This window comes from Streptomyces canarius, from assembly GCF_014650735.1.
Classification (GTDB): Bacteria; Actinomycetota; Actinomycetes; order Streptomycetales; family Streptomycetaceae; genus Streptomyces; species Streptomyces olivaceoviridis.
Genome location: NZ_BMVN01000016.1, coordinates 188,386 through 202,090, shown reverse-complemented (window position 1 = coordinate 202,090; position 13,705 = coordinate 188,386). Strand labels below are relative to the sequence as shown.

Below are 13,705 nucleotides of genomic sequence, written 5' to 3'. Positions count from 1 at the left end.
CTCGACCAGCCGTTCGGCCATCCGCGGTGCCTTCGGACGTATCAGGGTCACGAGCCTGCGGCGTCCGGCCTTGCGGATCTGGGCGGGGGAGCCGAACTGGTCGAGGAGCTTGAGCACGGCTGGGTGCTGCATTCTCGGACCCAGGACTCGTTCCAGCGCCGGATGAATCTGGGTCAACAGTCCTCGGAGGCGGTTGCTGATGCGGGTTGCTTCGCCGGCCAGGTCGTCGTCGAAGCCGACGATCAGCTCGAGCTCGGCGATGGTTTCGTCGGTGAGTTCGACCGAGCGGAGAGTGTGCGGCATGACGCGGGCGGCATCGGCGATGACGAAGGCGTCGCGGGCGTCGGTCTTGGCCTCGCCGGGATAGAGATCGGCGATCCGCCGCATCGTCAGTCCGGGCAGATAGGCGACTGGGCAGCCCATGTCCCGGGCCACCGCCAGCGGCAGGGCTCCGATGGAGGCTGGCTGGTCGACCACGACGAGCACGGTCCCGTGCTTGGCCTGCAGTTTCCCGAAGACCTCGCGGAGCCTGGGTTCGCTGTTGGGCAGCCGCTTGTCGAAGGCTTTCCTCCCGGCCGGGGTGACGGCAGTGGCGTGGTGTTCGCCTTTGCCGACGTCCAGGCCGAGGAAGGCGCCGATGTCGCTGACGTCGATCACGTGCGTCCTCTGGTCGTCCCCGCCCGGCCGTCCCACGGCACCGATCGCCACATCCACATTACGAAGAGCCTCCCGACCTGCGGAAAGGTCGGTGGTCATGCCCCTAATCAGCGGTCTGTCGATGCCTCCGGAGCCGGTGGCACCACCCCCCCAGGCCATGTGCTCGACAGGGGGAGAAAGTCATGCCAACTCCGGAGGCCGGGCGCCCCATTGCGGGGCCACCAAGAAGGTAATGGGGGGGCCAGGACTGCCCGGATCCCGAGGTGGACCAGGTAGGCCGCGCCGAGCAGCTCGATGGCGTCGACGCCGGGAGAAGCCGCTGCCGGGAGTACGGGTACGTCCGACAAGGGCGCCTGACGGACATCTTCCTTGGTCAGGCGCCCTTTCCCTGCGTCTCCCTGCGTCTAGAAGAAGCCCAGCTTCTTCGGTGAGTACGACACCAGGAGGTTCTTCGTCTGCTGGTAGTGCTCCAGCATCATCTTGTGCGTCTCACGGCCGATCCCCGACTGCTTGTAGCCACCGAACGCCGCGTGCGCGGGATAGGCGTGGTAGCAGTTGGTCCACACGCGGCCGGCCTGGATCGCGCGGCCCGCGCGGTAGGCGGTGTTCATGTCCCGGGTCCACACGCCCGCGCCCAGGCCGTACAGCGTGTCGTTGGCGATTTTGATCGCGTCGTCGAAGTCGTCGAAGGAGGCCACCGAGACGACCGGGCCGAAGATCTCCTCCTGGAAGATCCGCATGCGGTTGTCGCCCTCGAAGATGGTCGGCTGGACGTAGTACCCGCCCTTCAACTCGCCCTCGTGCTCGAAGCGTTCACCGCCCGTGAGGATCTTCGCGCCCTCCTGGCGGCCGATGTCCAGGTAGGAGAGGATCTTCTCCAGCTGGTCGTTGGAGGCCTGCGCGCCGATCATGGTGTCGGTGTCCAGCGGGTGGCCCGGCTTGATGCGCCGGGTGCGTTCGACGGCCGCCTCCAGGAACTCCGCGTAGTGACCGCGCTGGATCAGCGCCCGGGACGGGCACGTGCAGACCTCGCCCTGGTTGAGCGCGAACATCGTGAAGCCTTCGAGCGCCTTGTCGCGGAAGTCGTCGTCGTGCGCCCACACGTCGTCGAAGAAGATGTTCGGCGACTTGCCGCCGAGTTCCAGGGTGACCGGCTTGATGTTCTCCGAGGCGTACTGCATGATCAGCCGCCCGGTCGTGGTCTCCCCGGTGAACGCGACCTTCGCCACCCGCGGGCTCGACGCCAGCGGCTTGCCCGCCTCCACACCGAAGCCGTTGACGATGTTCAGCACACCCGGCGGCAGCAGGTCCGCCACCAGGCTCAGCCAGTAGTGGATGGAGGCCGGGGTCTGCTCGGCCGGCTTGAGGACGACCGCGTTGCCCGCGGCGAGCGCCGGCGCGAGCTTCCAGGTCGCCATCAGGATCGGGAAGTTCCACGGGATGATCTGCGCGACGACACCGAGCGGCTCGTGGAAGTGGTACGCCACCGTGTCGTCGTCCAGCTCGCCCAGCGAACCCTCCTGCGCCCGGATCGCCCCGGCGAAGTAGCGGAAGTGGTCGATCGCCAGGGGGATGTCGGCGGCCAGCGTCTCCCGGACCGGCTTGCCGTTCTCCCAGCTCTCGGCCACCGCCAGCGGCTCCAGGTGGGCCTCCATCCGGTCGGCGATCTTCAGCAGGATGTCGGAGCGCTCCGCGACCGGCGTACGACCCCACCCGGGCGCCGCCTCGTGTGCCGCGTCCAGCGCCCGCTCGACGTCCTCCGCGGTACCGCGCGCGATCTCCGTGAACGGCTGACCGTTGACCGGTGACGGGTTCTCGAAGTACTGCCCGCGCGCCGGCGGCACATAGGAGCCGCCGATGTAGTGGTCGTAGCGCGCCTGATAGGAGACGATCGATCCTTCGGTGCCCGGCGCCGCGTAACGAGTCATCCTGGTTGCCTCCCGGTGCAGCGCTGCCCGCCGTTGGGCAGCTCTCGGCGCGAGGCTAGACACACGGACGTTGCAAGTACGTTGCGCCGCGGGCCCGCGCCCGTGCCCGGCCGGCCGGTGCCACCAGTTCGGCCTCCAGCGCGGCGAGCCGGGCCCGGACCGGTGCCGTCGGGCGTACGGCGGCGAGCGCCCGCCACGTCTCCAGGTCGTCCTCACCCCACGGCGTGTGTGCCCAGTCCGCCAGCAGATCGGGGTCGCCGTGCGCGATCAGCGCCGTGCGCAGCCCGCCGGCGAGCCGCTCCCGCAGCCGGACGATCGCCGGGGCCTGGGATCCGGGCAGCAGTGGGCCGGTGTACGCCTCCGCCGCCGCGGTCAGCGCACCCGTCTCCAGCCGCCGCTCGACCACGGTGGCGTCCGACTCGACCGCGGCCGTCAGCCGGTACGGCCGCGAGGCGAGCAGCCCCGGCCCCAGCAGTCTGCGCAGGCGCGCCAGCTCGGCCCGCAGTGTCACCGGGGTCACCGACTCGTCCGCGTACAGCGCGCACAGCAGCTCGTCGCCGCTCAGGCCCTCGGGGTGCTGGGACAGCAGCACGAGGATCTCGCTGTGCCGACGGCTGAGCCTGATCCGGCGTCCGTCCAGGATGAGTTCGGCCTCGTCCCGGCCGAGCGCGCTCAGCAGCGGCCCCTCCTCGGCGGCGCGCGGCGGGGCGAGCAGGGCGAGCTGCGCCTCGGCGGCCCGCGCCACCGCCTGCACGAAGCCGAGGCTGTGCGGATGGGCGAGCCCGTCCCCGCCGGTGATGTCCACGGCCCCCAGGACCCGTCCGGTGCGTGGATCGTGCACCGGAGCGGCGGCACAGGTCCACGGCTGCACCTGCCGTATGAAGTGCTCGGCGGCGAACACCTGCACGGGCCGGTCCACGGCGACCGCGGTGCCCGGCGCGTTGGTGCCGACCGCGCTCTCCGACCACCGGGCACCGGGCACGAAGTTCATCCGGTCCGCGCGGCGCCGGGTCGCCGTGTGCCCCTCCACCCACAGCAGTCTGCCGTGCGCGTCGCACACCGCCAGCAGATGCTCGCCATCGGCCGCGAAGGTGCCCATCAACTCCCGGAACAGGGGCATCACCCGGGACAGCGGATGCTCCGCGCGATAGGCGCCGAGATCGCCGTCGGTCAGCTCCACCTTGGCGGCGCCGTCCGGCCCGACACCGGCCCGCGCGCTGCGCCGCCACGACTCCGCCACCACCGACCGCACCGGGCGCGGCACCGTCCCCATCGAGGTGAACGTCTCGTGTGCCTGGCGCAGCAACCGGACGCGCTCGGCGGGGTCGGTCCCCGGCTCCAGGGCAACCCACGAATCGGTCAACTCGGCCTCCCCGGACGGTGGAACGGTGGTGATGCGGTGCGGTACGGACGGTGATGCGGGGTACGGCGGCTCCGGGCGGTGCTGTGGCGGCCTCGGCGGTGGCACAGCGGCTGCTACGGTGGCCGGGACCATCGTCACCCAGGGTGTTCGCGCGGACAACCGGTGCGACGGCGGCTCCGCCTCCGGCTAGGCGAAGTTGACCATTTTGATGTACCGCACCCAGTCCCAGTTCGGCCCCGGGTCGGTGTGGTCGGTGCCGGGCACCTGGTAGTGGCCGATGATGTGCTCCCTGTCCCGGGGGATGCGGTACTTGGCGCAGATCGCCGCCGTGAGCTTCGCCGACTCCTCGTAGAGGGCGTCGGTGAAGTAGGCGGGCTGGTCGATCCAGCCCTCGTGCTCGATGCCGATGCTGCGCGTGTTGTAGCTCCAGTTGCCCGCGTGCCAGGCGATGTCCGCCTCGCGGACGCACTGGGCGACGTGCCCGTCCGCCGAGCGGACCACATAGTGGGCGGAGACCTTCTTCTGCGGGTTGCCGAAGATCGCCAACGTGTCGGTGTACGTCTCCTGCGTGACGTGGATGATCACTCGGTCGACGGTGTAGTCACCGGGGCGGTCGGCCACCGTGTAGTTGGAGCTGCTGGCCGCCTGCCACTCGGCGGGCGGATAGTCGACGGCCGCGCTCTGCGCACCGGCCCGTGGTTCGGGAAGCAGCGCGTAGGGGACGGCGGCGAGTGCCGCGCCCTTGAGCAGCCGGCGCCGGCTGAGCCGGGGTCTGGCTCGGTCCATGTCCATGGCGGGATGCCTTTCGGGATGCCTCGGGGAATGCCGTTCGGCAGGCTTTCGGGTGTCGGGGTACGACGGGGACGTCAGCGGCGCAGGGCCCGCGCGGTCTCCCGCAGCCGGGCGTGCACACCGCGGTACGTCTCCCGCGCGGGCAGCCACTCCTTGCGGAGCTTGGCCACGCACGTGTAGTTCGTGTCGCACACGTTGGCCAACGGTGATTCGACCACCTGGGTTGCGAATTGGTACGCGTCCAGCTCACTGAACCCGTAGTCGCGCACCAGCCACCGCACCAGGTCGAGCTGGGATATCCGGAAAGCGTCCTCCAGCGGCCGGGCCGAGCCGGTCGAGATGATGTGCGTGTCCGACTCCAGCCGGGGCCACGGTGTGGCGACGTCCTTGAGGAGGTCGACGACCACCACCGTGTTCATCGCGCACTCCACGGCCACGCCGCAGGTCTCGCCCTCGCCCTGCCGGGCATGCCCGTCGCCGAGGCTGAGCAGGGCACCGTCGATGTTGACGCCCAGGAAGCAGGTGACGCCGGCCCGCATCTCAGGGGTGTCCATGTTGCCGCCGTGGGCGTCCGGCACCAGGGCCGAGCGCACCTCCAGGTTGGCGGGCGCCACGCCCACCGTGCCGTGCATCGGGTCCATGGGCAGCTCCACCTGGAGGTCGCTGTCCCGCGCCTGGAACAGGGCCGTTCTCCGGGCCCGGTCCAGTTGCCAGATCCACACCTGCTCCGGCAGCGGTGGCTGAAGGGCGGCCGTCGTGTGCGTGGAGGTCAGCGCGCCGAAGAGGGGGACCGTCGTGGACGCCGCCCAGTCGCGGGCCGGTTCGATCGAGACGAAGTGCACGGCCACGGTGTCACCGGGCTCGGCGCCCTCGATGTGGAAGGGGCCGGTCTGCGGATTGAGGTAGGGGAACTCGCAGACCTCGGACACCAGGTCCTTCTCGGAGCGGACCCGGCCCGCGAAGCAGTCCTCCGTGTAGAGGTCGAGGACCGTGCCGGGCGCGATGCGTGCCAGGGGCGCCGCTCCGCCGAACGTCCAGGCGTACTGGTCCGGTTCGGGGCGCACGGTGAGGATCCGGGGGTCGGTCATCGTGGCGTGACTCCCTTCTGAGGGCGATCCCGGGACGGGGATGCGGGCGGGCGTGGCTGTGGCGCCACGTGACGCGTGGTCAGCTCGGCACGGATCCGTCCATGCGGCCGGCGCCGGGGTCGTCCGCGTCGAGGTGCACGCGCGCGGTCTCGGCTATGCGCTCGGGGTGCCGTCGTATGAGCACGAGCAGCACGACCACACCCACGGCCATCCACGCGCCGACGACCGGACCGGCGTAGGACACCGGTGGCGTCAGTTCCGTCACGAAGTCGAACACCGGGAGGCCGGCGGCCGTCAGCAGGGCGGGGACGAACGCGGCGATGCCCAGCACCGGGAACAGCAGGTGCCGCACCGGTTTGACGGCAGCCCGGCCGGAGCGAAGGAAATGACCGGCGCAGGAGAGGTTCACGACGATGTAGACACCGACGACGACCGTGACGATCACCGTGGCGAGCAGCAGGAACGCGGTCACCGGGCCGTAGGCGAAGCCGAGCCCCAGCACCGCCGCGACCGCCACGACGGTTTGCAGGGCGATGCCGCCCACGGGGGAGCGGTACCGGGGATGGAGCGTGGCGAGCAGGCCGGGCAGGACGCGGACACGGGCGAGGGCGAAGGCCGTGCGCGTCGAGACGTTCGCGCTCGCGTTGGCGTTCGCGATCGTGGAGTTGACCACCGCGAGGAACACCAGCACCCAGAAGAGACCGAAGGAGGCCCGGGCGACGCCCTCCCAGGACGCCTCGCCCGAGGCGCCGAACTCCGCGAAGCGGTCGGGGCCGAACCAGACGGTCATCGCGTACGTCGTGAGGACGTAGAACAGCCCGATGCCCACGGCCGCTCCGAGGACCGCGCGGTGCATGGTCCGCCGCGGGTCGCGGGTCTCCTCGGCGAGCGGCGCCGCCGCCTCGAACCCGGCGAAGGCCAGCACCGTGTAGACGGACCCGGCGAACACCCCGGCGGCTCCTGCGTACCCGTCGGCGGTGTGCGACGTACCGAACACCGACAGGGTGTTGGCGCTGCCCGCCTTGGCGATGAGCAGCACGGCGAACACGAGGAGGACGAGGACCTCGAAGACGCCGAGGACGGTGCCGAAGCGGGCGGAGGCGCGGACGCCGAGGTAACCGGAGACGGCGATCACCCCGGCACCCGCCAGCGCCCACGGCCACCACAGGTCCGCCGGGTACGCCGACCACTCGGCGTGCAGCGTGCCCGCCGTCGTGAAGCCCAGTTGGAGGAGCAGCAGGGGTGGCACCAGCATCTCCACGAAGACGTAGGCCCACCCGACGAGGAAGCCGACCGCCGGGTGCAGGCCCCTCGCCGCGTACGTCGCCACGGAGCCCGCCGCGGGCAGCTCCCGCGCCAGCTCGGCCACGCAGGAGGCGGTGAACAGACAGGCCACCAGGGCCACGAGCACCGCGAGCGGGAGGCTGCCGCCCGCGAAGGCGGCGCCCGACGGAATCGACGCCGCCACCGCGGCGGCCGGCGCCATCGCCGTGATGCTTTGGAACAGGACCTCGCGCAGCCCGATGGCGTCGCGCCGCAGCGTCCCCTTCGTCTCCCCGTGCATGTGTCCCCCGATACGTGTCAGTCCGCCGCCACCACCGACTGTGCGCTCCTCATTTCGTCGGCGCCCACCGGTCGGTGACGATCCGTCGGCTGCGCCTCGCGTGAATCACGGTACGACTCGGGCGGGTTGGGCAGAAGGGTGTGCCACGGTTCCGTGGACGAGTCACGGCTTGTGGACAACTTGCTCACTCGATCGGGTGATTTCTGGCGGTGAGCGGGGGTGCCTGGCACGTCACAGCCGGTGCGGGAAACCAGACGCGTGGCCGGTGCTGGAAGCCGGACGCCTGGTTTCCAGCACCAAAGGCTCGGCGCCCGGTCCGTCACGGTCGCTCGCGGCGGCGGATTCCGTACCGGGCGCCCGACAGCCGCGCCTCACGGGCGCCGGTAAAGGCCGACAACCGGTGTCACGTCCCTCGCGGTGCCGCCCCCCTCCCGCAGACACACCGCACCCCTGCCGCGCGCGGCCCCGTGCAGCCGGTCCTCGACTGCTTCTTCCACGGCGGCACGCCGGCCGCCGACACCCCGGTGCGGCTGAGGGCGGAGCACGATCGGCACGGGTCGTTCTCGCTCGACGAACTGCCGACCAGGGATCCTCACCGTGGCCCGGCATCCCGCCGGGCAGCCACTACCCGGCGTCGGGCGCCCCGGACCGTAGCGCGGCAGCAGACGCGCCCCTGCTCGTCCGGCATCGGCACGCACGAGGCGAGCAGCGCCCGTGGCAGAGACTTGATCCATCCCGCGTGGCACCCAGTCGGTGACCCGACCTCCCGCGGTCGTGGTCCCCGGCACGCGCCGAGCCGCGTCAGGATCGTTCCGCCACCACCGCCGGATCGTCCAGTACCGCTCGGACGACCGAGTGCGCGGCGCCCAGCAGGGGGCCCTGCGGGCCCAGTGGGGAGACCGTCACCGGGCAGGCCGGGCCGGCCGTACGGCCCTTCAGCTCCGTGTCCAGTGACGGCAGCAGCCAGGGGGACAGCTCGGCCAGGGCGCCGCCCAGGACCACCGTCTCGGGGTCGAGCAGGTTCACCGCTCCGGTCAGGGCGATACCGAGGGCCGTACCGGCGTCCCGCAGCGCGGCCCGTACCCTCTCGTCGCCCGCGTCGGCGCGCTCGGCGAGCAGGCCCACCCGGTCGTCCCGCGGCTCAAGACCGGCCGCGCGCAGAACCGCTTCCTCGCCCGCGTACTGCTCCAGGCACCCCCGGCTGCCGCACGGGCAGGCGGGACCGTCCGGCCGTACGGGCACGTGGCCCAGCTCGCCCGCGAAGCCCCGGGTGCCGCGCAGCAGCCGGCCGTCCACGACGACCGCCGCGCCGATGCCGATCTCGGCCGACACGTGCAGGAAGTCGCCCGGCGTACCGGCACCGAGCCACAGTTCGGCCAGCGCGCCGAAGTTGGCCTCGTTGTCCACGGTCAGCGGCCCGTGGGCAGGCAGCAGGGGGGCGAGGTCGAGGTCGTGCCAGTCGAGGTTCGGGGCCCGTACGACCGTCCGCCCGTCCCTGGCCACCAGGCCGGGCACGGCGACGGCGAGCCCGGCGGGCCAGAGTTCCGCGCGTTCCGCCTCCGCGACGACCTGGTGGATCAGCGCCGTCAATTCCTCGATCACCGGTCCGGGGGCCCGGCCCCGGTTGGCGCCGCGCCGGACCGCCCGCGCGCGGACCTCGCCCCGCAGGTCGACCGCGCACACCGCGAGGTGGTCGACGCCGATCTCGGCTCCGATCCCCGCGGGCCCCCGGCCGCTCACCGCGAGCGCCGACCCGGGCCGGCCCACCCGCCCCGGCCGCTCGGGGCCCAGTTCCTCCAGCAGACCCCAGCGGATCAGCTCGTCCACCAGGGTCGACACCGCGGCCCGCGTCAGTCCGATCCGGGAGGCGACCGCCGCCCGGGACAGCGAGCCCTCGGCGCTCACGGCGTGCAGCACCCGGGCGAGGTTGCGTCGGCGCATGCCCTGCTGGGTGTCCGGCAGGGCGCGCCCGGCGCCCGGTGGGCGGGCCTCGTGCAGCGGTGCGGTCATGCCTCCGTCAATCCTCGGGTGTCTGCCGCCCGGCTGGTCGCGGGCGGCTCCGGTCACTCGGTGTCCGTCCCCCGCTTCAGCAGCGGGGCCGCGTCGGAGAGTACCCCGGTGATCCGGTCCAGCGTCGTCCGGTCCCGTTCCACGGCCTCCAGCACGGGGCCCGCGGCCGTGTTCCAGCGGCGAGCGACCGCCGCGGGATCCTCACCGGTCAGCAGTCCGGCCGCTTGTGCCGCCGCGCCCAGGGCGACCAGTTCCCTGGCCTCCGGGACCTGGACGGGCCGCCCCGAGAGCCGGCGCACGGTCTGCTGCCAGGCCGCCCCGCGGGCCCCGCCGCCGATCAGGAGCAGCGGGGCGTCGCGGTCCGCGTCCTCGTCGAGGACCAGGTCGAGTGCCCCGAGCAGCGCGTGCACCGCGCCGTCGTACGCGGCCTGGAGAAGCTGACCCGCGGTGGTGTCGTGCCGCAGGCCGTGCAGTACTCCGGAGGCGTGCGGCAGGTTCGGGGTGCGCTCGCCGTCCAGGTACGGCAGCAGGGTCACGGAGCCGCCGGACTCCACCGCCTCGCGGTCCAGGCCCACCAGGTCCGCGACACGGTCCACCGCGAGGGTGCAGTTCAGGGTGCAGGCCAGGGGCAGCCAGTCCCCGCGCGCGTCGGCGAAGCCCGCCACCGTCCCGGTCGGATCGGTGGGGCGGCGCCGGGAGACGGCGTACACCGTGCCGGACGTTCCGAGGCTCAGCACCGGCGTGCCGGGCCGCAGGCCCAGGCCCAGGGCCGCCGCCGCGTTGTCGCCGGTGCCCGGGGCCACCAGCGTGCCCTTCGAGAACGGCAGATCGTGGCTGTCGCGCACGGTGCCGGCCACCTCGCCGGGCCGTACCACCCGGGGCAGCAGCGCCGGGTCCAGGCCGACGTGCGCGAGGGTCTCCTCGTCGTACGCCTCCGTTCCGGACGCCCACCAGCCGGTGCCGGAGGCGTCGCCGCGGTCGGTCGTGCCCTGCCCGGTCAGGCGCTCGGTGAGGTAGTCGTGGGGGAGCCGTACCGCCCGGGTCGCGCGGACCGCCTCCGGCTCGTGCTCGGCGAGCCACGCCCACTTGGTGACCGTGAAGGACGCCCCGGGTACGCTGCCGGTGCGCTCCGCCCAGGCCTTCGGCCCGCCCAGCTCCTCCACCAGGCGGCCGGCCTGCGGCGCCGAGCGGACGTCGTTCCAGAGCAGCGCCGGACGCACCGGCTCGCCGCGTTCGTCCAAGGTGACCAGGCCGTGCTGCTGGCCGCCGATCGACACCGCCGCCGCCTCGTGCGCCGCGTCACCGCACTGGCGCAGCGCCTCGCACAGCGCGTCCCACCACTGGCGCGGATCGCTCTCCCGGCCGGCGCCGGACGACACCGTGTGCGGTGCCTGGCCGCTCGCCACCACCTGACCGGTGGCCGCGTCGACGACCAGTGCCTTCGTGGACTGGGTGGACGTGTCCACTCCGACGACGAGCGGACCCTCGGCTGCTGACATCGGGCTCTCCCTCTTCCGCGGCTCCGCGGGACGTGCGGTGTGTGGTTTCGAAGACACCTTGCTGTCGAAGACATCTTGTCTCTTCCCAGAGGTGCGTCGGCATACTAATTTGTAAACCGCCATGACGAAATAGTCGCAACGCAGCAAGGAGCCGCGGCATGAGCTACCAGCCCACCCCCGAGGACAGGTTCACGTTCGGACTCTGGACCGTCGGCTGGCAGGGAAGGGACCCGTTCGGTGACGCCACCCGCCGCGCCCTCGACCCGGTCGAGACGGTGCAGCGCCTGGCGGAACTCGGTGCCCACGGCGTGACCTTCCACGACGACGACCTGATCCCCTTCGGTTCGTCGGATACCGAGCGCGAGTCCCACATCAAGCGGTTCCGCCAGGCCCTGGACGCCACCGGCATGACCGTCCCGATGGCCACCACGAACCTCTTCACGCACCCCGTTTTCAAGGACGGCGCCTTCACCGCCAACGACCGCGACGTGCGCCGCTACGCCCTCCGCAAGACGATCCGCAACATCGACCTGGCGGCCGAGCTGGGCGCGAAGACGTACGTCGCCTGGGGTGGCCGCGAGGGCGCCGAGTCCGGCGCGGCCAAGGACGTGCGCTCCGCCCTGGACCGCATGAAGGAGGCCTTCGACCTCCTCGGCGAGTACGTCACCTCACAGGGCTACGACCTCCGCTTCGCCATCGAGCCCAAGCCGAACGAGCCCCGCGGCGACATCCTGCTGCCCACCGTCGGGCACGCGCTGGCCTTCATCGAGCGGCTGGAGCGGCCCGAACTCTACGGCGTCAACCCCGAGGTAGGCCACGAGCAGATGGCCGGCCTGAACTTCCCGCACGGCATCGCGCAGGCCCTGTGGGCCGGGAAGCTCTTCCACATCGACCTCAACGGCCAGTCCGGCATCAAGTACGACCAGGACCTGCGGTTCGGCGCGGGCGACCTGCGGTCCGCCTTCTGGCTGGTCGACCTCCTGGAGAGCGCCGGCTACGAAGGGCCGCGCCACTTCGACTTCAAGCCGCCGCGGACCGAGGACCTCGACGGCGTGTGGGCCTCGGCGGCGGGCTGCATGCGCAACTACCTCATCCTGAAGGAGCGCGCGGCAGCCTTCCGCGCCGACCCCGAGGTGCAGGAGGCGCTGCGCGCCTCGCGCCTGGACCAGCTGGCCCAGCCGACCGCGGCCGACGGCCTGGAGGACCTGCTCGCCGACCGCGCGGCCTTCGAGGACTTCGACGTGGAGGCCGCCGCCGCGCGCGGCATGGCCTTCGAACGCCTCGACCAGCTGGCGATGGACCACCTGCTGGGCGCGCGGGGCTGAAACGGAGGAGGGCCGGGGCGAGCGGCAGCGGCTCACTCCGGCCCCCCGGCCGCGAGGCCGGTGTCAGCGGCCCTTGGGAAGCCGGACGTACGTCACGGTCGTCTTGACGCCGCTGTCGACCAGGCGGCCCTGGGCGTCGAACGCGCCCGTCCCGTCGGTCATCCCGAAGTCGTTGTCGTTGACGAGCGCGAGCGTGTCGTGATCCACGCGCGCGATGCCTTCGATCTTCCCGGGCACCCCCGCGACCCTGCCCAGGTCGACCACCAGGCGCTTGGCCAGCACCGGCACGCCCCGCGCCGCGGGATCGTCCAGCTGCTCCAGCGACGGAGCCGTGGTGTCGTCGTCCCAGGGACCGCCGAGGATGTCCGACGTGCGCCCGAGGCTGACCAGCTGAAGCCGGGCGGACCTGTCCGTGCGCTCCTCGACCAGCAGCCGGTCACCGCCGACCGCGACCACCGAGGAGATCTTCAGCTCGGAGGTGTCGTCCTCGCTCGGGTCCACCACGTCCACCGGGTCGAAGCGGTAGGCGTACTCGGCCGTGACGGCCTCCTCGCGGGGTGAGAAGCGCAGCAGGCGGGTGGTGCGCGAGGCGTCCCCGGCGTCCGCGTCCGGCAGCGACAACGGGCTCTGGAGGGCCATCACCAGATCACCGCCGGGAAGCTGCGCCAGCCCCTCGAACCCGCGGTTGACCTTGCGGTGCAACAAGATCGACGGCAGCGCCTCCACCACCGGGTAGTCCGCGCCCGTCAGACCGAGCCCCTTGGGCACGTAGCGCGCGAGGACCTTCCCGCGCGCGGAGACGTGCACGAGGGAGGGCCCGTACTCGTCCACGAGCCAGAAACCGCCGTCACCGGCCCGAACGATGCCCTCGGTGTCGAGGCCGTTCGGGTCGTAGGAGAGCGGCGTCTGCGCGTCGTAGGTGTACGGCGCCTCGTCCCGGCCCTTCTGGTCGGGCAGTCCGGTGACGGCCTTCCCGGAGGAGGTGGTCAGCGGTATCGCGTCGATCACCTTGATCGTGTCCCCGGAGACCCGGATCTTCACGATCGCGGGATCGAATCCCGGCACGGGGAAGGTGCGGCGCTTCTTGCCGTCCACCTTGATCTGACCGTTGGGGCCGCGGTCGGTCACCGTCCAGTACTCAGCCTTGCGGTCGGCCGGGTAGATGTCGCTGCCGATGCCGCCGAGCTTGATCCCGTGGTCGTCGGCCACGCTGCCGGGCAGCAGCGCGTTGCCGAACGCGCCGAGCGGGATCTCGCCGAGGGCCGCCGTGCGGATCACGCGGGCGTCCCCGGACGGCGCCGCGGTGGCCGTCCCCGCCGCGACGAGGACGGCGGCCAGGGCCAGGGGAAGGCCCGTGGCGACGGAACGGTGGACGCGGCGCTGGCCGGCGGCATGCGAGGACATCGGGCCTCCTGGAGCAAGGTCATGGGCTGCCGACACCATTGGGCCCCCGGAGGAACGCCGCGCGACCGCGCGGTG

Annotated in this window: 10 protein-coding genes; 1 reads left to right on the top strand and 9 read right to left on the bottom strand. The window is 72.2% G+C overall.

From position 1 onward, the window contains the following. The 8 genes from IE294_RS23475 to xylB form a co-directional block, all read right to left on the bottom strand. Positions 1-657, bottom strand: a 657-nt coding sequence (locus tag IE294_RS23475) for an IS110 family transposase (protein ID WP_189889216.1), incomplete at its 3' end; no start/stop codon positions are given. 404 nt (positions 658-1,061) lie between these two features. After that, the gene (exaC, locus tag IE294_RS23470) at positions 1,062-2,585 is read right to left on the bottom strand and encodes an acetaldehyde dehydrogenase ExaC (RefSeq protein ID WP_189889190.1); all 1,524 of its coding nucleotides are present in this window, start codon (positions 2,583-2,585) and stop codon (positions 1,062-1,064) included. Between the two features lie 55 nt (positions 2,586-2,640). Continuing rightward, on the bottom strand, positions 2,641-3,948 hold the full coding sequence (locus tag IE294_RS23465) for a GAF domain-containing protein (RefSeq protein ID WP_189889188.1): 1,308 nt from the start codon (positions 3,946-3,948) through the stop codon (positions 2,641-2,643). Between the two features lie 186 nt (positions 3,949-4,134). After that, entirely contained in the window at positions 4,135-4,734 is a 600-nt protein-coding gene (locus tag IE294_RS23460; protein ID WP_189889214.1) for an N-acetylmuramoyl-L-alanine amidase, read from the bottom strand. Positions 4,735-4,814: 80 nt separating this feature from the next. Then, on the bottom strand, positions 4,815-5,828 hold the full coding sequence (locus tag IE294_RS23455; protein WP_189889186.1) for an acetamidase/formamidase family protein: 1,014 nt from the start codon (positions 5,826-5,828) through the stop codon (positions 4,815-4,817). A gap of 79 nt (positions 5,829-5,907) precedes the next feature. Further along, positions 5,908-7,392 (bottom strand): APC family permease, encoded by a 1,485-nt coding sequence (locus IE294_RS23450; protein WP_189889184.1) that lies wholly within the window; start codon positions 7,390-7,392, stop codon positions 5,908-5,910. Between the two features lie 801 nt (positions 7,393-8,193). Next, positions 8,194-9,402, bottom strand: coding sequence for an ROK family transcriptional regulator (locus IE294_RS23445; RefSeq protein WP_189889182.1), 1,209 nt, complete (start codon positions 9,400-9,402; stop codon positions 8,194-8,196). Between the two features lie 53 nt (positions 9,403-9,455). Further along, positions 9,456-10,901, bottom strand: coding sequence for a xylulokinase (gene xylB / locus IE294_RS23440; RefSeq protein ID WP_189889180.1), 1,446 nt, complete (start codon positions 10,899-10,901; stop codon positions 9,456-9,458). Positions 10,902-11,059: 158 nt separating this feature from the next. Between xylB and xylA the strand changes: the two genes are divergently transcribed. Then, positions 11,060-12,226 carry a xylose isomerase gene (gene xylA, locus IE294_RS23435; protein ID WP_058079594.1) on the top strand — a complete coding sequence of 389 codons (1,167 nt, stop codon included), beginning with the start codon at positions 11,060-11,062 and terminating at the stop codon, positions 12,224-12,226. A gap of 63 nt (positions 12,227-12,289) precedes the next feature. Here xylA and IE294_RS23430 read toward each other — a convergent pair whose 3' ends face one another. After that, positions 12,290-13,630: an esterase-like activity of phytase family protein gene (locus IE294_RS23430; RefSeq protein ID WP_189889178.1), complete on the bottom strand. Its 1,341-nt coding sequence runs from the start codon at positions 13,628-13,630 to the stop codon at positions 12,290-12,292. Positions 13,631-13,705: the final 75 nt, after the last annotated feature.